This window comes from Roseateles violae, assembly GCF_030410485.1.
Lineage (GTDB): Bacteria > Pseudomonadota > Gammaproteobacteria > Burkholderiales > Burkholderiaceae_C > Roseateles_D > Roseateles_D violae.
The window spans coordinates 195,567-220,077 of record NZ_JAUHHC010000001.1; the positions used below are offsets into that span (position 1 = coordinate 195,567).

Here is a 24,511-nt window from a genome sequence, read left to right on the forward strand (position 1 = left end):
GCCCCTGCCCATCATGAACGACAAGTACGCCCCCAACGAGATCGAAGCCGCCGCGCGCCAGCACTGGAACGAGCGCGACGCCTACCGCGTCACGGAAGACGACAGCAAGCCCAAGTTCTACGCCTGCTCGATGCTGCCCTACCCCAGCGGCAAGCTGCACATGGGCCATGTGCGCAACTACACGATCAACGACATGCTGACGCGTCAGCTGCGCATGAAGGGCTACAACGTCCTGATGCCGATGGGCTGGGATGCTTTCGGCCTGCCGGCCGAGAACGCGGCGATGAAGAACAAGGTGCCGCCGGCGAAGTGGACCTACGAGAACATCGCCTATATGAAGGGCCAGATGCAGGCGATGGGCCTGGCGATCGACTGGTCGCGCGAGATCGCCACCTGCAAGCCCGACTACTACAAGTGGAACCAGTGGCTGTTCCTGAAGATGCTGGAGGCCGGCATCGCCGAGCGCCGCACCCAGGTCGTCAACTGGGATCCGGTCGACCAGACCGTGCTGGCCAACGAGCAGGTCGTCGACGGCCGCGGCTGGCGCTCGGGCGCGCTGGTCGAGAAGCGCGAGATCCCCGGCTACTACCTGAACATCGTCAAGTACGCGGACGAGCTGCTGGCCGCCGTCGCTGACCCCAGCGACAAGAGCTATCTGCACGGCTGGCCCGAGCGCGTGCGCCTGATGCAGGAGAACTGGATCGGCAAGAGCGAGGGCCTGCGCTTCGCCTTCCCGCACCAGATCAAGGACGCGAGCGGCAGTCTGATCCAGGACGGCAAGCTCTATGTGTTCACGACCCGTGCCGACACCATCATGGGCGTGACCTTCTGCGCCGTCGCGCCCGAGCACCCGCTGGCGACGCATGCCGCCGCCGGCAACGCCCAGCTGGCCGCCTTCATCGAGGAGTGCAAGAGCGGCGGCACGACCGAGGCCGAGCTGGCCACGCAGGAAAAGAAAGGCAAGCCCACCGGCCTCGTCGTCACCCATCCGCTGACCGGTGCCCAGGTCGAGGTCTGGGTCGGCAACTATGTGCTGATGAGCTATGGCGACGGCGCGGTGATGGGCGTGCCGGCGCATGACGAGCGCGATTTCGAGTTCGCGAAGAAGTACGGCCTGCCCATCAAGCAGGTCGTCGCCGTCGAGGGCGAGACCTACAGCACCGCCGCCTGGGCCGAGTGGTATGGCGACAAGCAGCGCGGCGTCTGCATCGAGTCCGGCGTGCTGAACGGCCTGTCCTACAAGGCCGCCGTCGACAAGGTCGCCGAACTGCTCGGCGAGCAGGGCCTGGGCGCGAAGAAGACGACCTGGCGCCTGCGCGACTGGGGCATCAGCCGCCAGCGCTACTGGGGCACGCCGATCCCCATCATCCACTGCGACGATTGCGGCTCGGTGCCGGTGCCCGAGAAAGACCTGCCCGTCGTGCTGCCCGAGGACTGCATCCCCGACGGCAGCGGCAACCCGCTGAACAAGCGCGCCGACTTCCTGAACTGCAGCTGCCCCAAGTGCGGCAAGCCGGCCCAGCGCGAGACCGACACGATGGACACCTTCGTGGACTCGTCTTGGTACTTCATGCGCTATTGCGACGCGAAAAACAGCGAGGCCATGGTCGCCGAGGGCACCCAGTACTGGATGCCCATGGACCAGTACATCGGCGGCATCGAGCACGCGATCCTGCACCTGCTCTACGCGCGCTTCTGGACCAAGGTGATGCGCGATCTGGGCCTGGTCAAGGTCGACGAACCCTTCACCAGGCTGCTGACCCAGGGCATGGTCTTGAACCACATCTACTCGCGCCGCGGCGAGAAGGGCGGCATCGAGTACTTCTGGCCGCACGAGGTCGAGGACCTCCACGACGCCAGCGGCAAGATCGTCGGCGCCAGGCTCAAGAGCGACGGCTCGGCGGTCGACTACGAGGGCGTGGGCACGATGTCCAAGTCCAAGAACAACGGCGTCGACCCGCAGCAGCTGATCAACGAGCAGGGCGCCGACACCGCGCGCCTGTTCGTCATGTTCGCCTCGCCGCCGGAGCAGACGCTGGAGTGGAACGACGCCGGCGTCGAGGGCGCGCACCGCTTCCTCAAGCGCGTCTGGGGCTTCGGCGCGAAGAACGCCGCGAGCATCAAGGCCGCCGGCCAGGACTTCTCCTCGCTGAGCGGCGAAGGCAAGGCGCTGCGCCGCGAGGTGCATCTGGTGCTCAAGCAGGTCAGCTACGACTACGAGCGCATGCAGTACAACACCGTGGTCTCCGGCGCGATGAAGCTGCTCAATGCGCTGGAAGGCTTCAAGGCCGCCGGCCAGGACGCCGCGGTCCGCGAAGGCTTCTCGGTGCTCTTGCGCGTGCTCTACCCGGCCTGCCCGCATATCGCGCATGCGCTGTGGGTGGAGCTGGGCTTTGCCGCCGAGCTGGGCGATCTGCTGGACGCGCCCTGGCCGCAGGTCGACGAGACCGCCCTGGTGCAGGACGAGATCGAGCTGATGCTGCAGGTCAACGGCAAGCTGCGCGGCAGCGTCAAGGTGCCGGCCGGCGCCGACAAGGCCGCCATCGAGGCGGCGGCGCTGGCGCACCCGGAAACGGCCAAGTTCAGCGAGGGCCGCCCGCCGAAAAAGGTCGTGGTCGTGCCCGGCCGCCTGGTCAACGTCGTCGCCTGAATCATGGCGCCCCCACGCTCGCTTCGCTCACTGCCCCCCGAGGGGGCGCAAGCCGGCTTGGGGCGGCCCGGCGCTGGCTTGCCGACGCGCCGTGCCGTGCTGCTGGTAATGCTGGCCCTGGCCGGCTGCGGCTTCGAGCTGCGCCGCGAGCCGGAGTTCCATTTCCACTCCGTCGCGCTGGCCGGCTTCAAGGCCGACTCGCCGCTGGCCGCCGATCTGAGGCAGCAGCTGGGCCGCAGCAAGCTGAAGCTGGAGAGCGACCAGAACCGTGCCGAGGTCGTGATCGAGGCGGTGCGCGACACGCGCGACAAGACCGTCGTCGTGTCGACCAGCGCCGGCCAGGTGCGCGAATGGCAGCTGCGCCTGCGCATGGACTATCTCTTGCGCACGCCCTCGGGCGAGCTGCTGCTGCCGCGCACCGAGCTGACGATGACGCGCGAGATGAACTACACCGAAAGCCAGGCCCTGGCCAAGGAGCAGGAGGAGGCTCAGCTGTACCGCGCGATGCAGTCCGACGCGATCAACCAGGTGATGCGCCGGCTGGCCGCCGTGCGCCTGCCCGGCTGATCGAGTAAGCGCCATGCAGATCCGCCCCGACGCCCTCGCCCCGCAGCTCGCCAAGGGCCTGAAGCCGCTCTACACCGTCCATGGCGACGAGCCCCTGCTCGCGCAGGAGGCGGCCGACGCGATCCGCAAGGCCGCGCGCGAGCAGGGCTATGGCGAGCGCAAGATCTTCACCGTCGCCGGCGCCTATTTCGACTGGGGCCCGGTGCTCGGCGCCGCCCAGGCGCTGAGCCTGTTCGCCGAGCGCCAGTTCATCGAGATCCGCATCCCGTCCGGCAAGCCGGGCAAGGACGGCTCCGAGGCGCTGCAGCGTTACTGCGAGCGCCTGCCCGAGGACGTGGTGACCCTGGTGACCCTGCCCAAGCTGGACAAGACCCAGCAGTCCAGCGCCTGGTTCATGGCGCTGGATGGTGCCGGCCTCAGCATCCGGGTCGACCCGGTCGAGCGCCGCGCGCTGCCGCAATGGATCGCGCAGCGCCTGGCGGCCCAGGGCCAGCGGGTCGAGGACGGCGAGATGGGCCAGCGCACGCTGGCCTTCTTTGCCGACCGGGTGGAGGGCAATCTGCTGGCCGCGCATCAGGAACTGCAGAAGCTCGCGCTGCTGCACCCGGCCGGCACGCTGAGCTTCGATCAGGTCGAGGCGGCCGTGCTCGACGTGGCCCGCTTCGATGTGTTCAAGCTCAGCGAGGCGGTGCTCTCGGGCCAGGTCGCCCGCGTGCTGCGCATGTTGGATGGCCTGGAGGCCGAGGGCGAGGCCGCCGTGCTGGTGCACTGGAGCCTGGCCGAGGACATCCGCGCGCTGAAGCGGGTGCGCGACGGCGTCGACGCCGGCAAGCCGCTGCCGATGGCCCTGCGCGAGGCGCGCGTCTGGGGCGCCAAGGAGCGCTTGTTCGAGCGCCTGGTACCGGGCCTGCACAGTGCCGAGCTGGCGCCCCTGGTCGAGGCCGCGCAGATCTGCGACGGCCTGGTCAAGGGACTGCGCCACCCCGGCTGGCCGATGGACGCCTGGGCCGGTCTGCGCAAGCTGGCGCTGATGCTGGTCGAGACGGCGGCCGGCAAGCCCGGCCGGCTGGTGCTGAAGGCCTGAGCGCAGGCGGACCGCGTCACAAAGCGCGCCGGGCCGAGAAAAAAGCCCTGCTTCCGGCGCCCGACCCGGCCGGCCGCTCAAGCCGCCGCCGGGCCGGCCGATACAGTCGATGAGCCGCGTCCCGAGACACCATGCCGCCCCATCGATCGACCGCCTTCCGCATCCCGGCCACCCTGCGCCGGGGCCTGCCCGCCCTCCTGAGCCTGCTTGCCGGCGCCAGCCTGCCCGCGCAGGCGCTGCCCTGGACGCTGCAGCTGCGCAATGCGGCCGGCCAGCCGCTGGCCGATACGGCGGTGGCCGTCGAGATCGCCGGCAAGCCCAGCCGGACGGGCAGCGCCAAGGCCCAGATGGACCAGCGCGAGCGCCAGTTCGCGCCGCGCCTGCTGATCGTGCAGACCGGCACCGCGGTCAACTTCCCGAATTTCGACACGGTGCGCCACCATGTCTACAGCTTCTCGCCGACAAAGGTCTTCGAGACCAAGCTGTACTCGGGCACGCCGGCCGAACCCATCGTCTTCGACAAGCCCGGCGTCGCCGCCCTGGGTTGCAATATCCACGACCGCATGAGCGCCCACATCGTCGTCGTCGACACGCCGGTCTTCGCCCGCAGCGACGCCGCCGGGATCGTCCGCTTCGATCTGCCGCCGGGCGAGCACCAGCTGAAGATCTGGCACGCCGGCATGAAGGCGCCCAGCCTGCAGAGCCAGGCACTGACGGTGACGGCCGGCGGCAGCGGCCAGAGCAGCGTCGTCGTCGGCGACTGAGGATCGCGATGCGCCTGCCTTCCTTCCTGAACCTGCGCCGGCTCGAGGGCCGCATCGTCGGCCTGTTCCTGGCCCTGCTGCTGGCCGTGCAGCTGGCCAGCTTCGCCTTCATCCGCTCCAGCATCGAGCGCAATGCCGACACCGCCATTGCCGCCGAGCTGAAGACCGGCGAGCGGGTGTTCCGCCGCCTGCTGGTGCAGGAGGCCGAGAAGCGCAGCGATTCCGCCGCCCTGCTGGCCCAGGACTACGGCTTCAAGCGGGCGATCGGCCTGGCGCTGGCCCAGGCAGACACCGAGACGGTGGAGACGATCAAGGACGCACTCGCCAACCAGGGCCAGCGCATTGGCGCCAGCGTCGTCGCCTATTTCGACACCCGGCTGAAGCTGGTCGCCAGCACGCGCGACGACGCCGGCCGCTTTGCCGAGCTGCTGAAGCAGAAGACCGCCGCCGGCGCCGATCCGCGGCAGGGCGACGACGATGTGCAGCTGGCGCTGCTGGACGGCCGCGCCTACCAGGTCGTCGCCGTGCCGGTCCACACGCCGGCGCCGGCCGGCTGGATCCTGATGGGCTTCGCGCTCGACGGCGCGGCGCTGAAGGACCTGCGCAGCCTGTCCGAGCTGCAGGGCGTGGTCGTCGTGCGCAACGACGGCCGGCACTGGACCCCGCTGGTCAGCAGCATCGAGCGCGAGGAGGCCGCGCTGCTCAGCGCACAGATCCCTACGGCCAGCGGCCTGTTCCCGGCCGATGTCGGCGGCGAGCAATGGCGCGGCCGGCTGGCGCCGCTGGAGCGCGAGCAGCAGTACCGGCTTGGCGTCGTGCTGCTGCGCTCCTTCGACGCCGCGATCGCCCCCTATCGCTCGCTGCAGCTGATCCTGCTGGCGCTGACCGTGGTCGGCGCGCTGGTGTTCGCGCTGCTGAGCGTGCTGCTGGCGCGGCGCATCAGCGGCCCGATCCGCGCGCTCAGCGAATCGGCCGAGCGCCTGGGCCGCGGCGACTACGACACGCCCATCCTCAGCACCGCGCGCGACGAGGTCGGCGAGCTGGCGCGCGCCTTCGAGCTGATGCGCCAGGGCATTCGCACGCAGACCGCCAAGGCCGAGCGCCTGGCCTACTGGGACGAGCTGACCGGCCTGCCGAACCGCGCGCGTTTCAGGACGGCGCTGGAGCAGCAGCTGGCAAGCCGCCGGCCCTTTGCCGTGCTGATGCTGAACCTGGACCGCTTCAAGCATGTCAACGACGTGCTGGGCCACGACTTCGGGGATGCGCTGCTGCAGGGCGTCGGCCTCCGGCTGCAGCAGCTGGGCGCCGCCCATCCGGCGCACGCGACGCAGCTGGCCCGCGTCGGCGGCGACCAGTTCGCGCTGGCGCTGGACGGCGCCGGCGAGTCGGCCGCGCTGGCGATGGCCGCGGCCATCCTGCAGGACTTCGTGCGGCCGCTGCGCATCGGCAGCCACACGGTCGATCTGAGCGCCGGCATCGGCATCGCCCTGCATCCGCGCGACGGCGCCGACGCGATGCAGCTGCTGTCGCGCGCCGAGCTGGCCATGCACGCGGCCAAGCAGCGCCAGTGCGGCAGCCTCGCCTACAACGCCCAGCTCGACGCGGCCAGCCCGGCCTCGCTGTCCCTGCTCAGCGATCTGCGTCGCGCGATCGACGACCAGGAGCTGCGCCTGTATCTGCAGCCCAAGGTCGAGCTGAAGAGCGGCCGGGTGATCAGCGCCGAGGCGCTGGTGCGCTGGCAGCATCCGAGCGGCGGCCTGGTGCCGCCGGCACAGTTCATTCCCTTCGCCGAGCAGACCGGCTTCATCCGCGAGCTGACCCAATGGGTGATCGCCGAGGCGGCGCGCGCCTGGCGAGCGGCGGCCGATGCCGGCATCAACCTGCCCCTGAGCATCAATCTGTCGACCCGCGACCTGATGGACCAGGAACTGCCGGGCAAGATCGCCGCCCTGATCGCGGAATTCGAGGTCGCGCCCGGCGCGCTGTGCCTGGAGATCACCGAGACGGCCATCATGCTGGACCAGCAGCGCGCGCGCAGCACCTTGCAGCAGCTCAGCAGCATGGGCTTCAAGCTCTCGATCGACGACTTCGGCACCGGCCATTCCTCGCTGGCCTATCTGAAGGACCTGCCGGTCGACGAGCTGAAGATCGACATGAGCTTCGTCAAGGCGATGGCCAGCAGCCGCGCCGATCGCCGCATCGTCCGCTCGACCATCGAGCTGGCGCACAACCTCGACCTCAGCGTGGTCGCCGAGGGCATCGAGACGGCCGAGGCCTGGCAGCTGCTGGCCAAATACGGCTGCGACGAGGGCCAGGGCTTCTTCGTCAGCAGGCCGATGCCGCATGCGCAGTTCGTCGCCTGGCTGGCCGGCTGGCAGCCGCCGGCGCTGGGCGAGGCGCTGCCGGACACGGCCTTTTCCGAACTCGGCTAGGCGCCCGCGGGTGCCACCTGCGGCAGCTCCAGCGTGAAGCGGCTGCCCTTGCCGATCTCGCTCGTCACCCGCACCGTGCCGCCGAGCAGGGTCTCGACGATGTTGTGGCAGATGCTCAGGCCCAGGCCGCTGCCGCCCTGGCCGAAGCGGGTGGTGAAGAAGGGCTCGAAGATGCGCTCCAGCACCGCCTCGCTCATGCCCTTGCCGTCGTCGGCGATGGACAGCGCGATGCGTTCGCCGCCGGCCAGCGCCTGCGCGGCGATGGTGATGCTGCCGGCCTGCTGCGGCGCGAAGGCATGGGCCATCGCGTTGTTCAGCAGGATCAGCAAGACCTGACCCAGCGCGCCCGGATAGCCGTCCAGCCGCAGCCCGGCCGGCACCTCGATGCGCAGCGTCAGGCCGGCGCGGCGCAGCGCCAGGCCCAGGGTCTGGCCGCATTGCTCGCAGACCTCGGCCAGATCGAAGGCGCGGCGGTTCTCCGAGCTGCGGTCGACGGCCACCTGCTTGAAGCTGCGTACCAGCGAGGCGGCGCTCTCCATGCTGCGCTCCATCACCTGCAGGCCCTCGATGGTCTGCTCGGCAAAGCGCTGCCAGTCGGAGCGGCGCAGCGCCTGGCCGGCAATGCGCTGCTGGAATTCGCGCGTGCTGCTGAGCAGGGTGTTGGCGACCAGCAGGCTGTTGCCGATCGGCGTGTTCAGCTCATGCGCGACGCCGGCCACCATCGCGCCCAGCGCGGCCAGCTTCTCCTGCGCCATCAGCTGGCGCTGCAGATCCGACAGGCGCTGGTAGGCGCGCGCGTTCTCCAGTCCGATCGCCGCATAGGCGCACAGGCTGCGGAACACCAGGCGCTCGCGCTCGCCATAGGCATCGATGCGCTTGGCCTGCACCGTCATCACGCCGGTAACGCGCTCGGCCACCCGCAGCGGGCCGAACAGCACCGACAGCATGTCGCTGGTGCCGGGCACCGCGCGCTCCAGCACCTGCGGGCCGGAGAAGGCCAGCTCGCGGTTTTCGCGCGCGCTCAGCGCGAAGAAGCTGCGCGGATCGGCCAGCGGGATGGCCGGATCGGCAAAGCGCTCGCCGTCCTCCATGCCGAAGCTGCAATGCAGCTGCTCGCGGCTGTCGTCCAGCACGTAGACGGCCATGCTGTCGACGCTCAGCAGCGCGTGGACATGGCGCTCCAGCACGGCCAGCACGCGCTCCGCCTCGAGCTCGGCGGTCAGCTCGCGGCCGACCTCGCTGAGGTGCAGCAGCACCTCGTGGGTGTCGCGCAGCGCCTCGTAGCGCGCCGCCTCCGAGGCCGCGTGCAGGGCCAGCGCCCGCTGGCCGGACTCGGCATTGAAATGCTGCTGGCGCAGCTCGGCGGCGCGCAGGCCGAACTGGTAGGCGCGCTCGAAGTCGCCCAGGCCCGCATGCGCGCGGGCGCAGGCGTCGAGCAGCTTGGGCGGCGGCACGAAGGCCTCGACCGCATAGCCGGCGTCCAGCGCCTGGCGGTAGTAGCGCAGCGCCTCGGCCGGCGCGCCCAGCTCGGCCTGGGCGATATCGCCGAGCACCCACAGCAGCTCGACCCGCGCCGTCTGGCCGGCGGCCGAGGCCAGCCCCGCCTCCGCGGCCTCGCGCGCCTGCGCCGGCCAGCCCAGCGCCAGCAAGGCCTCGGCGCGGCCCAGCTGCGCATCGGTCTGCAGATCCTTGGTGCCGGCCTCCAGCGCGCGCGCCATCAGCGCGTCGAAGGCGCGCAGGGCCTCGGCGCTGCGGCCGTCGTCCTGCTCGGCGTGGGCCAGGTATTTCAGCGCCAGCAGGGTCGTGCGCGAGGCCGGCTGCGCGACCAGCAGGCGCAGGCATTCCTCCAGCGCCTCGCGCGCCTCGCCGAGCCGGCCGAGCAGGCGCAGGGTCTCGCCCAGCTGCGCCAGGCACAGCGCGACCGAGGCCGGCCAGCGCGCGCGCCGCGCCAGCTCCAGGCCGCGGGTCAGCCAGCTCATGGCCGAATCGAAATCGCTGATGCCGACATAGGCGCGGCCCAGATTGCTGGTCAAGGCGATCGCGCGGCGCAGCTGCCCGCTGCGCTGCGCCAGCTCGTAGGCCAGCACCAGCGCGCGCACCGAGGGCAGGAACTCGCTGCTCATGCCGGACAAGAGGCCGCGCAGGTCCTCGATCGCGGCGGCCACATAGGTCGGCAGGCCGCTGCTGTCGGCCGGCAGCCGGGCTGCCCATTCGCGCCGGGTCGCCGCCAGGTCGCGGAAGGCGTCGGCCCGCCCCAGCACCGCCTGCAGGAACAGCCGGCGCGCCTCGTCGCCGGCCGCGGTGGCGCAGGCGATCGCCTCGCCGAGGCAGCGCCGCTGCGCCTCGAACTCGCCGCGGTCGGCCGCGATATTGGCGGCCAGCCAGCAGGCATCGGCGCGGCCGATCTCGTCGCCGGCGGCGCTGAAGGCGTCCAGCGCCTCGCGCTGCAGCGCCTGCGCGCGCCCGAAGTCCAGGCCCAGCAGCGCCACCTCGGCGCGCAGCAAGCGCAGCCGCGGCTGCTCGGCCGGCGCCAGCGCGGGCTCGGCCTCGTCGGCCAGGGCCAGCGCCCGCTCGGGTTCGCGCTGGCGCAGCGCCCAGGCCAGCCAGGCCCGCAGCGCCGGCGTGCGCTCGCCCTGCGCCTCGGCCTGCGCGAGCTCGACGTCGCCGGGGAACAAGTCGGGCGCCGTGGGCGTCATCGCCGTCTCAATAGCCGCGGCCGCGGTCGACCAGGTGCTGCAGCGGCGCGCCCTCGCGCAGCGCGCGCAGATTGGCCGCGACGACGGTGGCCGCGCTGCGCGGATCGGTCTGCGCCGCGCAATGCGGCAGCACCGTCACGCGCGGGTGGTTCCAGAAGCGATGCTCGGGCGGCAGCGGCTCGCGCTCGAACACATCGAGCACCGCGTGGCCGAGCCGCCCCGCGTCCAGCGCCTGCAGCAGGTCCGCCTCGACGACATGCGCGCCACGCGCCAGATTGACCAGGCCGGCGCCGCGCTTCATCCGCGCCAGCCGCGCCGCATCGAAGAAACCGCGCGTGGCCGCAGTCAGCGGCAGCAGATTGATCACCGTGTCGGCCGTCTCCAGCGGCGGCTCGGCGCCGTCGCGGCGGCTCCAGGCCCGCGCCGCATAGCCGAGCGCGGCCAGCGCCGCGGCCACGCGGCCGCCCAGCTCGCCCTGGCCCAGGACCAGCACCGACCATTCGGCCGCGCGCGGCTGGGCCGGCTGGCGCCAGAGCCGCTCGCGCTGCTGCGCCTGCAGCGTGAAGAAGCTGCGCTGCAGGGACAGCACCGCCCACAGCGCCGTCTGCACCATGGCCTCGTTCATCGCCGGGTCGACCATGCGCGCCAGCGGCACGCCCGCCGGCAGGCTGGCGTCCTGCAGCAGCCGGTCGACGCCGGCCCACAGCGACTGAATCAGGCGCAGCCGCGGCAGGCCGACCAGGCTGCCCGGCGGCGGGTTGGCGACGACGGCCACCTCAACGCCGTCGTCCGGGACCAGCAGCCAGTCCTGCTCGGGCGCGGCCGCGCGCAGCAGGGCCAGCCAGCGATCGCGTTCGCCATCCGGCCAGTCGCCCAGCAGCAGCACCCGCATCAACTGGCCTTGTCTTCGAGCGCCTCGCACAGCGCCATCAGGCCGGCGCGCAGGGTCGCGATGCGCACATCGTGGCGGTCGCCGGCAAAGAACTCCTGCCAGGCGCGCACGATCTTGCCGTCATGCGCCAGCGCCAGCCAGACCGTGCCGACCGGCTTGGCATCGCTGCCGCCGGCCGGGCCGGCAATGCCGGTGACGGCCAGCGCCCAGTCGATCGGCGCATGGGCCATCAGGCCGCGCGCCATGTGCTGGGCGACCTCGCCGCTGACGGCGCCATGCAGCTCCAGCAGCGGCGCCGGCACGCCCAGCAGCTCGTTCTTGGCCTGGTTGCTGTAGGCGACGACGCCGCGCTCGAACCACTGGCTGGAGCCGGGCAGCTCGGTGCAGGCGGCGGCGATCAGGCCGCCGGTGCAGGACTCGGCCGTGCCCATGCGCTCCTTGCGCTGGATCAGGGCGACGGCGATGCGGTCGATCAGTTCGTGCTCTTCGGGAAACAGCATGATCAGCTCCGCACGGCCGCCCGAAGGGGCTGATGCGCCCCCTCGGGGGGCAATGAACGAAGTGAGTGGGAGGCTCGTTTCATTTCAGACTCCGATGATGGAACGCCACAGCGCGATCACGACAAGCGTACATCCGGCGGCGACGAAATCGTCAAAGAGAATCCCGAAGCCCTGGGCCCAGCCCACCGGCTTGCCGCGCTCGCCCTTGAACAGCCGGTCGGCCCAGCCCACCGGGCCCGGCTTGGCCGCGTCGAAGAAGCGGAACAGGCCGAAGGCGATCGCCTGGCCCAGCCAGCCCATGGGCATGGCCAGCCACAGCACCAGCCAGAAGGCCAGCACCTCGTCCCAGACGATGGCGCCCGGGTCGGGGATGCGCAGATGCCGTGCGCTCAGCGTACAGGCCCACCAGCCGACGAGGGTGCCTGCAGCGATCAGCAGCGCCCATTGCCAGTCGAGCAGCCAGCGGTCCAGCACCAGGAAGGCGATCCAGGCCCACAGCGTGCCGACCGTGCCCGGCGCCTTCGGCGACAGACCGCTGCCAAAGCCGAGCGCGATCCAGTGCGCCGGATGGGCGAGCATGAAGCGCGCGCTGGCGCGACGCGGGGCTTGCTGGCTTGATTGCGCTGGGTCGATCATGGCTTGAAGTGGTCGAAGCCGCGCGGCTGCAAGGGCAAGACCCGGCCCTCGGCATCGAGCAGGCGCAGGCCCGGCTCGGCCTCGATGCGGCCGATGCGGGTGACGGCGGTCGCGCTGCGCCGGCCGGCCTCCAGCACCGCCTCGCGCGCCGCCGCCGGCGCGCTGAACAGCAGCTCGTAGTCGTCACCGCCGGCCAGGCCCATCTCGCGGCGCAGCGCGGGCGGCTGCGCGGCCAGCACCGCGCTGGCCGGCAGCGCATCGACCTCGAGGCTGGCGCCGACGCCGGAGCGGCGCAGGATATGGGCGAGATCGCCGACCAGGCCGTCCGAGATGTCGATCGCGCTGCTCGCCAGGCCGCGCAGCGCCTGGCCCAGCGCGACGCGCGGCTGCGGCAGCTCCATCGCGCGCCGCACCGCCTCGAACTGCTCGCCCGGCAGGCCGATATGGCCGCGGAACACCTCCAGCGCCAGCCGCGCATCGCCCAGCGTCGTGCCAGAGACATAGAGCTCGTCGCCGGCGCGCGCGCCGCCGCGCAGCAGCGCCGTGCCGGCCGGTGCCTCGCCGAAGACGGTGATGCAGATGTTCAGCGGCCCCATCGTCGTGTCGCCGCCGATCAGCTCGATGCCATGCGCATCGGCCAGCGCGAACAGGCCCGCCGCAAAGCCGGCCAGGAAATGCTCGTCCACCCGCGGCAGGCTCAGCGCCAGGGTGAAGGCCTTGGGCCGCGCCCCGCAGGCCGCCAGGTCGCTCAGATTGACCGCCAGCGCCTTGTGGCCCAGGCGCTCGGGCGCGACGGTCGACAGGAAATGCCGGCCCTCGACCAGCATGTCGCTGGAGATGAGCAGCTGCGCCCCCGGCGTCGTGTTCAGCAAGGCGCAGTCGTCGCCGATGCCCAGCGCGACGTCGGCCCCGGGCGGCCGCTCGCGCGTGAAGAAGCGTTGGATCAGATCGAATTCACCCATCGGGCGATTCTCTCAGCCCCGCCGGCCCGGATCGGTCTAGCCTTCGCGCAGCAGGTTGGACAGCTCGACCGCCGACTTGACGTTCATCTTCTCGAACACCCGTGCGCGGTGGACCTCGACCGTGCGCACGCTGATGTGCAGCTGGTCGGCGATCAGCTTGTTCGGCAGGCCCTGCACCACCAGGCTCATCACCTCGCGCTCGCGCTCGGTCAGCTCCGCCATGCGCTGGGTCAGCTGGCCATGCTGGCGGCGTGAGGCGATGGCACGCTCGCTCAGCTGCAGCGCCTGCTCGACGCGGTCGACCAGGGCGTTGTCGGAGAAGGGCTTCTCCACGAAGTCAAAGGCGCCGCGCTTGACCGCGGCGACCGCCGTCGGCACGTCGCCATGGCCGGTCAGGAAGATCACCGGCAGGGCATCGACCAGACCGCGCTCGATCAGGCGCTCGAACAGCGCCAGCCCGCTCATGCCGGGCATGCGCACGTCCAGCAGCAGGCAGCTCGGCGCATCGGGCCAGCCGCTGCGCGCCTGGCCGGGCCGCGCATCGAGCATGGCCTCGAAGGCCTCGGCGCTGCCATAGCCCTCCGACAGCAGGCGGCGCGAGCGCAGCAGCCAGGCCAGCGCATCGCGCACGACCTCTTCGTCGTCGACCAGATAGACCATGGGCAGATGGCGGCTGTGCAGGGCGCTGGGGGTGGTCGGCATCATGGATCGCTAGTATCCACCGGCAGCGTGAAGCGGAATTCGCAGCCGCCGGCTTCGTGGTTGACAAAGTCCATCGCGCCGCCATGCTGCTCGACGACGGTGCGGCACAGCGACAGGCCCAGGCCCATGCCCTCGCTGCGCGTGGTGAAGAAGGGTGTGAACAGCTGGCGGCCGACCTCGGGCGCGATGCCGGGGCCCCGGTCCAGCACCGAGAAGCCGACCCAGCGCGGGCTGTTCTGCTGCACGCGCAGGGTCAGCACCCGCTGCTCCTGCGGCACGGCCGCCTCCATCGCCTGGATGCCGTTGCGGGTCAGGTTCAGCAGCACCTGCTCGACCATCGTGCGGTCGCAGCGCACCCGGGGCGCCGGCTGCGGCAGCTCGACCTCCAGCCGGGTGCCGCTCTTGCGCGCCTGCAGACGCACCAGCGGCAGCACCGCGTCGAACAGCCGGTCGACGCCGATCACCTCGCGCGCCTGGTCGCGCCGGCGCACGAAGTCGTGCACGCTCTTGATCACGCGGCCGGCGCGCTCTGCCTGCTCGGCGATGCGGGCGGTCGCCTGGCGCACCATGTCGGGCGTCTGCGGGTCGTCGGCCTCGCGCGCGAGCAGGTTCAGCGCCGCCGTCGCATAGCTGGCGATCGCCGACAGCGGCTGGTTCAGCTCATGGCTCAGGAGCGAGGCCATCTCTCCGACCGTGGCCAGGCGCGCGGTCGCCTGCAGCCGCTCCTGCTGCTGGCGCGACAGCTCCTCCATGCGGCGCTGGTCGGACACGTCGAGCACCGCGCTCATCCAGCCGGTCTGGCGCCCCTGTGCATCGAGCAGCGGCGCCTCGAAGATCAGCACCGGGAAGCGCTCGCCGTTCTTGCGCATGAAGACCGTCTCGAAGCCCTGGCGCGGATCGTTGCCGCCGGGCTTGTTGTCGTTCTGCCAGCGCGCGCTGCGGTCGCGATGGCGCTTGCGGTATTCGTCGACGAATTCGGGCGGCCAGTAGGGCGGCGTGTTCTGGCCCAGCAGCTGGTCCTGGCGGAAGCCGACCATGGAACAGAAGGCCGGGTTCACGTAGCTGATGTTGCCGGCCATGTCGCGGGCGCGCAGGCCGGTGATCAGCGAGTTCTCCATCGCCTGGCGGAAGGCCAGCGCCTCGGCCAGCTTCTGCTCGGCAAAGGCGCGGCGGCGCCAGTCGCGCGCCAGCAGGATGACGACGGCGAACAGGGCCAGCGACAGGCCCAGCACCAGGGCGGTGGCCAGGTTCGGGATCAGGCGCGGCTGGCCCTGGGCGCTGTCGACGCGCAGTTGCAGGGCCAGGCCGGGCAGATCGACCAGGCGCTCGGCCTGGTAGAAGCCGGCGCCGCGGGTCAGGCCGGCGCGCGCCAGCCGCGTGCCGTCGCCTTCGATGAAGCTCAGCTCATGACCGCGCGCCAGGTCCGGCGAGGTCGATTCCTCCAGCAGCTGGCGCAGGCCCACGGTGGCGACAACGAAGGCCGTGACCTCGCCCGAGCGCGACTGCGGCAGGCACAGATCGGCAACCTCCAGCCCGTCGCCGCCGGCCATTGGCACGAAGTAGCTGCGCGAATAGAGCTGGGCGCCCTGGCGCAGCGCGGCCACGCAGGCCAGCTCGGTCTCCAGTTGCATCTGATCGCGGCCGATGCGCTGGAACAGCGGCGAGACATAGGGCGAGCCGACCGCGTAGACGACGCGGCGGTCGGCGTCGCGGTACTCGATGCGCAGCAGCGGCTTGGTGCGCCGCAGCAGCTCGGCCGCGTCGTCGCGCCAGCGCGGGCGCTGCGGGTCCTCCCACAGCAGGCCCTGGATGCCCTGCAGATCGCGACCGGCGATCTGCTTGGCGCGCGCCGCAACCTCGGCCGCCACCTGCTCGACATGCTCCTGCGCGCGCGCCGCCTCGTAGCTGAGCGTCAGCGCGACCAGCAGCACCTGGGCCACCAGCAGAAGCGCGACCAGCACGACCCACAGCAGCGCACGCCGCCAGCCCCAGGGGCGCTGCGGCAGCAAGAGCGAGGGGTTGGGCGGGTGGACGTTGGCCATGTCGGCTGGCAGTATCCTTTGCAGCGGCGGCCCGATGATGCGCAGTTTCGCGTACGCGCCCGCGCCTCGGCGCGGGGACACTGCAGGCGGACGCTCCTACAATCGCCGGCCTCGCCGCGTCTTGCAAAGAGAAATATCCATCATGTCGAACGCCGAAGAAAAACGCGCCGAGCTGCGCCGGGCCGCCCTCGAATATCACGAGTTCCCGACGCCGGGCAAGGTCGCGATCGCCGCGACCAAGCAGCTGGTCAACCAGCGCGACCTAGCGCTGGCCTACTCGCCCGGCGTCGCCGCCGCCTGCGAGGAGATCGTCGCCGACCCGGCCAATGCCTTCCGCTACACCTCACGCGGCAATCTGGTCGCCGTCGTCACCAATGGCACGGCCGTGCTGGGCCTCGGTGACATCGGCCCGCTGGCCAGCAAGCCGGTGATGGAAGGCAAGGGCGTGCTGTTCAAGAAGTTCGCCGGCATCGACGTCTTCGACCTTGAGATCCAGGAGAAGGACCTCGACAAGCTCGTCGACGTGATCGCGGCGCTGGAGCCGACCTTCGGCGGCATCAACCTCGAGGACATCAAGGCGCCGGACTGCTTCTACGTCGAGCGCAAGCTGCGCGAGCGGATGAAGATCCCGGTCTTCCACGACGACCAGCATGGCACGGCCATCGTCGTCGGCGCCGCCTTCCTGAACGGCCTGAAGGTGCTGGGCAAGGACATCAAGTCGGTCAAGCTGGTCACCTCGGGGGCCGGCGCGGCCGCGCTGGCCTGCCTGGGCCTCTTGATGAAGCTGGGCCTGCCGCGCGAGAACATCTGGGTCACCGACCTGGCCGGTGTGGTCTACGAGGGCCGCACCGAGCTGATGGACCCGGACAAGGCCGAGTTCATGCAGAAGACCGATCTGCGCTCGCTGCGCGAGGTCATCCAGGGCGCGGACGTGTTCCTGGGCCTGTCGGCCGGCGGCGTGCTGAAGCAGGACATGGTGGCGACGATGGCCGACAAGCCGCTGATCTTCGCGCTGGCCAATCCGACGCCCGAGATCCTGCCCGAGGACGTCAAGGCGGTGCGCGAGGACGCGGTGATGGCGACCGGCCGCACCGACTACCCGAACCAGGTCAACAACGTTCTGTGCTTCCCCTATATCTTCCGCGGCGCGCTGGACTCGGGCGCGACGACCATCAATGACGAAATGGAGATCGCGGCGGTGCACGCGATCGCCGAGCTGGCCCAGGCCGAGCAGAGCGAGGTGGTGGCCGCCGCCTACGCCGGCGCCAATCTGAGCTTCGGCCCCGAGTACCTGATCCCCAAGCCCTTCGATCCGCGCCTGATGATGAAGATCGCGCCGGCCGTCGCCCAGGCCGCCGCCGATTCCGGCGTCGCCTCGCGGCCGATCGCCGACATGGACGCCTACCGCGAGAAGCTGCAGAGCTTCGTCTACGCCTCGGGCACGACGATGAAGCCGATCTTCAACGTCGCCAAGCGCGCCAAGAACAAGCGCGTCGCCTATGCCGAGGGCGAGGAGGAGCGCATCCTGCGCGCGGTGCAGGTCGTCGTCGACGAGGGCCTGGCGCGCCCGACCCTGATCGGCCGGCCGGAGGTGATCGCCCAGCGCTGCGAGCGCTTCGGCCTGCGCCTGCAGGAAGGCCGCGACTACGACACGGTCAATGTCGAGCATGACGCGCGCTACCGCGACTACTGGCAAACCTACCACCGGCTGACCGAGCGCAAAGGTGTCACCCAGCAGCTGGCCAAGATCGAGATGCGCCGCCGCCTGACCCTGATCAGCGCGATGCTGCTGCACAAGGGCGAAGTCGACGGCATGCTCTGCGGCACCTGGTCGACCACGGCCATGCACCTGCAGTACATCGACCAGGTGATCGGCAAGCGCCCGGGCGTGAAGAACTATGCCTGCATGAACGGCCTGATCCTGCCGGGCCGCCAGGTCTTCCTGGTCGACACCCACGTCAACTACGACCCCACGGCCGAGCAATTGGCCGAGATCACGCTGATGGCGGCCGAGGAGCTGATGCGCTTCGGCATCCGGCCCAAGGCCGCCCTGCTCTCGCACAGCAATTTCGGCTCCAGCAACTGCCCGTCGGCGCTGAAGATGCGCGAGGCGCTGGGCCTGATCCAGACGCAGGCGCCCTGGCTGGAGGTCGATGGCGAGATGCACGGCGACGCCGCGCTGGATGCCGCCTACCGCAAGGAGCTGATGCCGCGCAGCACGCTGACGGGCGAGGCGAACCTGCTGGTGCTGCCGAATATCGACGCCGCCAACATCAGCTACAACCTGCTGAAGCAGGCTGCCGGCGGCGGTATCGCGATCGGCCCGGTGCTGCTGGGCGCCGCCAAGCCGGTCCATGTGCTGACCCCTTCGGCCACGGTGCGCCGCATCGTCAATATGACGGCGCTGACGGTCGCCGACGCGAACGCCGCCCGCTAAAAATAAGTCACGAACTCATGGCCAACGCGCACCCGAATGGTGCGCGTTGCGGCCTTTTGCGCCTTCGGTTTACAAAAGTTTGTAAGAGCTCACCCAAATCAAACGACCTTTAAGATGCATTGATTTCCAGCATCTTTAACGGATGTGTGTGCCCACAAACTAGAGCATCTCAAGCTCCCATCGGGATGACGCTGACTTGAGATTTTCGGGGCTCTTCGGTACCATGTTGCTTTCAGGAACAGGGTAAACCCGTGTCTTTGCTCTCTCGGCCACTGCGGTGGCCCTCTTGGCGTGAGTCAGGCTTGGCCGCTATTTTGGCGGCCTCGCTTTTGACAGGCGCCCAGAGTCAGGCCAAGGAGGCTCCGCAAGGAGGCTCCGGGCTGGAGACGGTGGCGCTGTCGGCCTTGCCTCGCGAAGCCCAGGAAACGCATCGCCTGATTCTTGCCGGGGGACCGTTCCCCCATGGCAAGGATGGCGTCGTATTCGGCAATCGCGAACGCATTCTGCCCAGCAAAGCCAAAGGCTATTACCACGAGTACACCGTGACCACGCCCGGCGCTCGCAATCGCGGCGCCCGACGGCTGGTCTGCGGTGGCAAGCCCCCGACCACACCCGATGTTTGCTATTACACCGACGACCATTACGCCAGCTTCAAGCAGCTGACGCAATGATCGGCGAAGTCGAAAAGTTCTGTGACTATATAGGAGGATTGCGACCATGCTTTTGCAGACCGTCCGTCCCAATATCGTGCAGGCCATACGGGCCTACCGCGTAGAGGACTTGATGCAGGCCGCCCAGGACGCCGGCCAGCATTTCCTGTATGCCAACCTGACCGACGCGCAGTCGAAGCAGGACGTGCTGGAGGGGATTGCCCAGTCCTTCCTGTTCCCGGCGCATTTCGGCAAGAACCTGGACGCGTTGAGCGACTGCATGACCGATCTGGTCCACAAGTCCGGCGCGCAGCCCGGCTTCGTCGTCGTGCTCGAGCAGTTGCCGGACAACAGCAAGTTCGACCGCGAGGCGCGCGAGCAGTTGCTCGACGTGTTCCGCGATGTGGCCGACTACTGGGCCGATCGCAAAGTCCAGTTCAGGTGCTTCTATTCTTTTCAGTAGCCCGCTCACAAGATTCGTCTTGGGAGCGGGCTACCGAAGAGACCCCCGCCCCGGCCGCCAAGCCGACCGCCAAGAACGCCAAGGCCGCCGCGAACGCCAACTTCGGCATGAATATGCCGATGATGAGCAGCGCCTTCGACACCTCGATGTGGCTCAGCGCCGCCTGAGGCGCAAACACCGCACGCAAGCACGAAGGGGCCCATCGGGCCCCTTATCTTTTGGCGCGCCGCTATTTCAGGCCGGCCGGCTCAGCCGCGCGGCCAGCGCGACAAACTCCTCGACCGGCACTTCCTCGGCACGGCGCTGCAGATCGAAATGGCCATCGAAGCCGCGCGCGGCGAGCCACACGCCAAGGCTGTGGCGCAGCAGCTTGCGGCGCTGCGAGAAGGCGGCGGCGACCAACTCGCCAAGCAGCGCCGGATCGAGCGCCGGTGGCTCGGCATAGGGCTGCATGCGCACGATCGCCGAATCGACCCGCGGCGGCGGATCGAAGGCCTCGGGCGGCACGTCCAGCACCGACTCGACCCGATAGCGCCACTGCAACATCACTGATAGCCGGCCATAGTCCTTGCAGCCGGGCGAGGCAGCCATGCGGTCGACGACCTCCTTCTGCAGCATGAAGTGCTGGTCGACCACCTGCTCGACGAAGCCGAGCAGGTGGAACAGGATGGGCGTCGAGATGTTGTAGGGCAGATTGCCGACCACGCGCAGCTTCTGGCCCTTGGCGGCGGCCAGGGCGGCGAAGTCGACCTTCAGCACATCGGACTCGATCACCTCCAGCCCCTTGCGCTGGCGCAGCCGGGCGGCCAGGTCGCGGTCCAGCTCGATCACCGTGAAAGGCTGGATGCGCTGCAGCAGCGGCAAGGTCATCGCGCCGAGGCCGGGGCCGATCTCCACCACGGCCTCCTCCGGCTGCGGATCGATCGCATCGATGATCGCGTCGATGATCGCCGCGTCGGTCAGGAAATGCTGGCCGAAGCGCTTGCGGGCACGGTGTTCGGTCACTTTAGGTGTCCATCCAGTCTGCGGGCCAAGCGCCGGGCCGTTCCCAAGCCGGCCCGCCATGGCGATGTGCTTGCCGGTCGATCCGGCAAGCATCGCCGTCCCCTTGGGGGACCGGCCAAGGTACGCCTTGGACGAGGGGCATCCTCTTCAGTCCAGCCACTCGCGGACTTCGATGAAGGCGCGCGAGCGCAGATCCTTGACCCATTCGCCATAGGCCTCGTCGTACTTTTGCTCGCGCAGCGCCGCGCGGGCCTGCTCGCGCAGCTGCTTCATCTCGATCTGCGCGCTGCGGCGCTCCAGCACCTGGATCAGGTGCACGCCGAAGCGCGAGGGCACCGGCTGCGAGATGCCCATCAGCGGCAGCGCGTTCATCGCCTCCTCGAACTCGGGCACGAAGCCGCCCGGCGAGACCCAGCCGAGATCGCCGCCCTCGGGCGCGCTGCCGTCCTCGGAGTTCTCGCGCGCGACCTGCTCGAAGGATACGCGGCCGGCCTCGATCGCCCGCTTCATCTCGGCCAGGCGGCGTGCGGCCAGCTCCATCGGCAGCTGGGCCGAGGGACGCAAGAGCACGTGGCGGGCATGGGTCTGGGTGACCGTGGTCAGCGAGGAGGAGCCGGAGCGCTCGACCACCTTCAGCACATGGAAGCCCGCGCCCGAGCGCAGCAGCTGCGGCGCCAGCTGGCCGCTGGACAGGCCCTTGACCGCCTCGACGAAGAGATCGGGCAGGCGGTCGATCGGACGCAGGCCGATCTCGCCACCGGTCGGCTTGTTGCCGTCCTCGGAAACCTCGCGGTTGACCTTGGCGAAGTCCTCGCCGGCCTTGACGCGCTCGAGCGCCGCCTGGGCACGCTCGCGGCGCTCGTTGACGACCGCCTCCGGCGCGTTCTCGGGCACGGTGACCAGGATCTGCGCCAGGTTCAGCTGGCCGCCGGCGGCCAGCGCTTCCTTGCGCTGCTCGAGGAATTTGTCGATGTCGCCGTCGGTGATGCGAATGCGCCCCTGCACCTCGCGCTCGCGCACTCGCTCGCTCATGATCTGGTCGCGCAGGTTCTCGCGGAAGCGCTTGTAGTCCATGCCGTCGGCCTTCAGGCGTTCCATCAGCTGCGGCATGGTCAGCTTGTTCTGCGCGGCGACGTTGGCGACGACGCGGTCCAGCTCGGCCTCGTCCACCTTGGCGCCGCTCTCGCGTGCATAGGTGACCAGCACCCGCTCGTCGATCATCGAGTCGAGCGCCTGCTTGTGCAGCAGGTCCTTGGCCGGCATCGTGCCGCCGCGCTGGCGCGCCTCCTGGCGCAAGCGCTCGGTGCGCTGGATCACCTCGCTGGCGGCGACGATGTCCTGGTTGACGACGGCCGCGATGTAGTCGCCCGGCTGCAGCTGCGAGGGCGTGCTGGCCACGATGGGCGCCGGGCGCGGTGTCTGCGCCGGCTGGGGGGCCTGCTGGGCCAGTGCTTGCGTTGTCGTCAGAAGCCCGGCCAGGACAGCGGCGCCGGTCAGCGAGAGGAAACGAGTCGACAGATCAGTCATAGGGGGCTTCAAGGCTTGCCGAGCGATCGGCGCTCAGCTGACGGTAACCGGGGATATTGTCCCTCAAGACTTTCAAGGCGTTGGAGCCCAGCTGGGACAGGCCCACCAGCTCCAGCTGCAGCATCAGGCGGGTGTTGGTTTCTGCGCGGCCGGTCGACAGCCGTTCGATGCCGGTGCGCAGCACCCAGCAGCCGGCGTCGTACTCGAAGCCGACCACCGAGTCGGTGAAGCGCTTGTCGCGCAGGCTGTACTGCACCCGCCCGGCGCTGTACCAGGCGCCGCTGCAAGTGCTGCCGCCGGCATTGGCCGCCGCACGCGGCTGGCCGGGCAGCGGGCCCTGGCCGAACAGCGGCCATTGCCAGGCCAGCTCGACCTGTTCGCTCTGCCCGCGCGCCAGCCGGTAGGCGGCCGAGACCGTGCGGAAGGGCCCCGGCGAATAGCGCGCGCGCAGCACCGTGCGCTCGGAGCGGCCGGTCTCGGAGTTGTACTGCAGCGTGCCGTCGGCCCACCAGCGCTCGGTCAGATGGGTCGCGCCGAGCAGCAGCAGGTCCGAGAAGCGCTGCGTCTGCGGCACGCCGTCGGCGGTGATCTGCTGGTCGCGGAACAGATATCGCTGCACCAGGCCCAGGCGCAGCACCTCCTCGCCCTTCTGCGGATTGATCCAGCGGCTGATCGCACCGGCCGTCAGCTGGCGCGCGTCGGAGACGCGGTCGATGCCGTTGAAGAGGTTGTCGGTGTAAATCGAATCGAAGTTGAAGTCCTTCGGCGCCGAATCGAAGTTGGGCGAGTCCTGACGGCGGTAGGGCGTGTTGACGAACAGCAGCCGCGGCTCCAGGGTCTGGCGCAGCTCGCGGCCCAGCAGCTGGGTGTCGCGCTCGAAGATCCAGCCGTTGTCGATGCTGAAGGTCGGGATCGTGCGATTCATCGACGTGCGGCCGTCCAGCTGCGGGCGGTCCAGCGCATAGGCGGCCGCATTGACGGCGACGCGCGGGATCAGCCACCAGCCAGGCCCGCCCATCGGTGCGCTGACATGGCCCAGCAGGTGCACGCGCTGGCCGGTCTGCAGTTGCTCGACCAGGGCGTCCGGCGACAGGTCGAAGCGGTTGTACTCGACTTCGACCGCGCCCTCCAGGCGCGCGCTGCGGCCCCAGGGGCTGTAGCCGGCCAGCACCGCCTCGTCGGCCGCCGTCGTCAGCCGCAGGCCCAGCTGCGGCGTGCGCTGATAAGGGGTCTGGAACTGCACGCTCGGGTCCAGGCCCTGCAGCGCCTGCCATTGCTGGATGCGGCCATAGGCTTGCAGCTCACCCCAGCTCAGCTCGCGGCGCCGGTTCAGCTGCAGATCGGCGATCAGCAGGCGTTCGGTCTGGCTCTGCACGCGGTCGGGCAGATCCTTCCAGTAATCGTCGTCGGAGACGCGCTCGGCGCGCACCCGGTACTGCCAGTCGCGCAGCAGCTGGCCGTCGTTCATCAGGTGCAGCGCCCAGCGCGAGCGGTCGGCGACGCGGTCGGTCGGCAGCAGGTCCAGATTGATCTGGCCCTTGTGCTCGGGCTCCAGATAGCGGAACTCGCTGTCCAGGCCGACGCCGCGCTTGGTCATGATGAAGGGCGTCAGCGTGGCGTCGCGCTGCGGCGCGATATTCCAGTAGTAGGGCAGGCCGAACTCGAAACCGCTGCGGTTGTCCAGGCCGATCTTGGGCGGCAGCCAGCCGGACTTGCGGCCGCTGCCGAGCGGGAAACTCAGCGTCGGCGCGGCCAGGATGGGCACGCCCTGGAAGCGCAGCACCGCGTCGGTCGCCACGCCCTGGTTGTTCTCGAAGTCCATGTCCAGCTTGCTGGCCATGATCTGCCAGGCCGGCTCCTGGTCGGCAACGATGGGGCAGCTGGTGTAGTTGCCCTGCTCGGCCTGCACATGCTTGGCATCGAGAAAGCTGACCCGCTTGGCGCGGCCGCCGCCGCCAGTCTGCGAGAAGAAATAGCTCGGATCCAGGAACTCGCCCTCGAAGCGGCTGACATAGAGCTGCAGCTCCGGGCCGCGGAAGCGGTTGCCCGAATGGCTGATCTGCACATCGCCGCTGGCGCGCGCCAGGTCCTCGGTCTGGTCATAGCTGAGCCGCTGCGCGCGCAGCAGCAGCTCGCCATAGCGCAGCTCGGCCTCGCCCTCGGCGCTGGCCTGCTGGTCGACCTGGCTGCTCAGGCGCTTGGCGCTGAGCACCATCGCCGGCTTGGCATCCGGCTTGGCATGCGCGCCCAGGGTGCGCACCGGCTTCAGCCGCAACTCCTCGGCGTCGGGCGCCGGCGGGCCGGCCGTCTGCGCGCGCAGGACGGCCGGCGCGCACAGGCACAGCACGCCCAGCCAGAGGCGGGAGAACGAAGAGGGGCAGGGCTTGGACAGGAAACGCGGCACGGCGGCGGAATCGGTCCCGGCGGGACACCTTCTGCGAGGGTTGGCAAGGGCCGACAGCATGCTCGCGGGCCGGCGGTTTGTAGAATCGAATCATTATT

At 70.0% G+C, this 24,511-nt stretch carries 18 protein-coding genes; 8 read left to right on the forward strand and 10 right to left on the reverse strand.

Translation table 11 applies throughout. The features are described from left to right. Nucleotides 1-13 precede the first annotated feature (13 nt). From leuS to QWJ38_RS00845, 5 genes are all read left to right on the forward strand, one after another. Nucleotides 14-2,650, forward strand: coding sequence for a leucine--tRNA ligase (gene leuS / locus QWJ38_RS00825; protein ID WP_290357136.1), 2,637 nt, complete (start codon nucleotides 14-16; stop codon nucleotides 2,648-2,650). A 78-nt stretch (nucleotides 2,651-2,728) separates the two neighbouring features. Next, nucleotides 2,729-3,217, forward strand: a complete 489-nt coding sequence (locus QWJ38_RS00830; protein ID WP_290357137.1) for an LPS-assembly lipoprotein LptE — start codon at nucleotides 2,729-2,731, stop codon at nucleotides 3,215-3,217. Between the two features lie 13 nt (nucleotides 3,218-3,230). Beyond that, complete coding sequence (holA, locus tag QWJ38_RS00835) at nucleotides 3,231-4,301, forward strand: DNA polymerase III subunit delta (RefSeq protein WP_290357138.1); 1,071 nt, start codon at nucleotides 3,231-3,233, stop codon at nucleotides 4,299-4,301. Between the two features lie 131 nt (nucleotides 4,302-4,432). Further along, complete coding sequence (locus QWJ38_RS00840; protein WP_290357139.1) at nucleotides 4,433-5,065, forward strand: methylamine utilization protein; 633 nt, start codon at nucleotides 4,433-4,435, stop codon at nucleotides 5,063-5,065. Between the two features lie 8 nt (nucleotides 5,066-5,073). Further along, nucleotides 5,074-7,497, forward strand: coding sequence for a putative bifunctional diguanylate cyclase/phosphodiesterase (locus QWJ38_RS00845; RefSeq protein WP_290357140.1), 2,424 nt, complete (start codon nucleotides 5,074-5,076; stop codon nucleotides 7,495-7,497). On the opposite strand, the gene QWJ38_RS00850 is transcribed toward QWJ38_RS00845, so the two are convergent. The 7 genes from QWJ38_RS00850 to QWJ38_RS00880 form a co-directional block, all read right to left on the reverse strand. After that, entirely contained in the window at nucleotides 7,494-10,193 is a 2,700-nt protein-coding gene (locus QWJ38_RS00850; RefSeq protein ID WP_290357141.1) for an ATP-binding protein, read from the reverse strand. The two genes, QWJ38_RS00845 and QWJ38_RS00850, sit on opposite strands and share 4 nt — an antisense overlap. A gap of 7 nt (nucleotides 10,194-10,200) precedes the next feature. Next, on the reverse strand, nucleotides 10,201-11,085 hold the full coding sequence (locus QWJ38_RS00855; protein ID WP_290357142.1) for a 2-hydroxyacid dehydrogenase: 885 nt from the start codon (nucleotides 11,083-11,085) through the stop codon (nucleotides 10,201-10,203). Further along, nucleotides 11,085-11,585 carry a CinA family protein gene (locus QWJ38_RS00860; protein ID WP_290357143.1) on the reverse strand — a complete coding sequence of 167 codons (501 nt, stop codon included), beginning with the start codon at nucleotides 11,583-11,585 and terminating at the stop codon, nucleotides 11,085-11,087. Before QWJ38_RS00860 ends, QWJ38_RS00855 begins: the two co-directional genes overlap by 1 nt. Before the next feature lie 84 nt (nucleotides 11,586-11,669). Beyond that, nucleotides 11,670-12,221, reverse strand: a complete 552-nt coding sequence (locus QWJ38_RS00865; protein ID WP_290357144.1) for a phosphatidylglycerophosphatase A family protein — start codon at nucleotides 12,219-12,221, stop codon at nucleotides 11,670-11,672. Beyond that, nucleotides 12,218-13,183, reverse strand: coding sequence for a thiamine-phosphate kinase (thiL, locus tag QWJ38_RS00870; protein WP_290357145.1), 966 nt, complete (start codon nucleotides 13,181-13,183; stop codon nucleotides 12,218-12,220). Before thiL ends, QWJ38_RS00865 begins: the two co-directional genes overlap by 4 nt. Nucleotides 13,184-13,219: 36 nt before the next feature. Continuing rightward, entirely contained in the window at nucleotides 13,220-13,888 is a 669-nt protein-coding gene (locus tag QWJ38_RS00875) for a response regulator transcription factor (protein ID WP_290357146.1), read from the reverse strand. After that, on the reverse strand, nucleotides 13,885-15,927 hold the full coding sequence (locus QWJ38_RS00880) for a PAS domain-containing sensor histidine kinase (RefSeq protein WP_290357147.1): 2,043 nt from the start codon (nucleotides 15,925-15,927) through the stop codon (nucleotides 13,885-13,887). Before QWJ38_RS00880 ends, QWJ38_RS00875 begins: the two co-directional genes overlap by 4 nt. Nucleotides 15,928-16,069: 142 nt before the next feature. On the opposite strand from QWJ38_RS00880, the gene QWJ38_RS00885 reads away from it, so the two are divergent. The 3 genes from QWJ38_RS00885 (at nucleotide 16,070) to QWJ38_RS00895 (ending at nucleotide 19,477) form a co-directional block, all read left to right on the forward strand. Beyond that, nucleotides 16,070-18,364: an NADP-dependent malic enzyme gene (locus QWJ38_RS00885; protein WP_290357148.1), complete on the forward strand. Its 2,295-nt coding sequence runs from the start codon at nucleotides 16,070-16,072 to the stop codon at nucleotides 18,362-18,364. A 329-nt stretch (nucleotides 18,365-18,693) separates the two neighbouring features. Beyond that, complete coding sequence (locus QWJ38_RS00890; RefSeq protein WP_290358032.1) at nucleotides 18,694-19,035, forward strand: guanyl-specific ribonuclease; 342 nt, start codon at nucleotides 18,694-18,696, stop codon at nucleotides 19,033-19,035. Between the two features lie 46 nt (nucleotides 19,036-19,081). After that, complete coding sequence (locus QWJ38_RS00895; protein WP_290357149.1) at nucleotides 19,082-19,477, forward strand: barstar family protein; 396 nt, start codon at nucleotides 19,082-19,084, stop codon at nucleotides 19,475-19,477. A 234-nt stretch (nucleotides 19,478-19,711) separates the two neighbouring features. Here QWJ38_RS00895 and rsmA read toward each other — a convergent pair whose 3' ends face one another. The 3 genes from rsmA to QWJ38_RS00910 all read right to left on the reverse strand — a co-directional run bounded on the left by rsmA (nucleotide 19,712) and on the right by QWJ38_RS00910 (nucleotide 24,413). Beyond that, nucleotides 19,712-20,482, reverse strand: a complete 771-nt coding sequence (gene rsmA / locus QWJ38_RS00900) for a 16S rRNA (adenine(1518)-N(6)/adenine(1519)-N(6))-dimethyltransferase RsmA (RefSeq protein WP_290357150.1) — start codon at nucleotides 20,480-20,482, stop codon at nucleotides 19,712-19,714. 147 nt (nucleotides 20,483-20,629) lie between these two features. Next, entirely contained in the window at nucleotides 20,630-22,009 is a 1,380-nt protein-coding gene (locus QWJ38_RS00905) for a peptidylprolyl isomerase (RefSeq protein WP_290357151.1), read from the reverse strand. Further along, complete coding sequence (locus QWJ38_RS00910) at nucleotides 22,002-24,413, reverse strand: LPS-assembly protein LptD (RefSeq protein WP_290357152.1); 2,412 nt, start codon at nucleotides 24,411-24,413, stop codon at nucleotides 22,002-22,004. The genes QWJ38_RS00905 and QWJ38_RS00910 overlap by 8 nt, the downstream gene beginning before the upstream one ends. Between the last annotated feature and the right edge of the window lie 98 nt (nucleotides 24,414-24,511).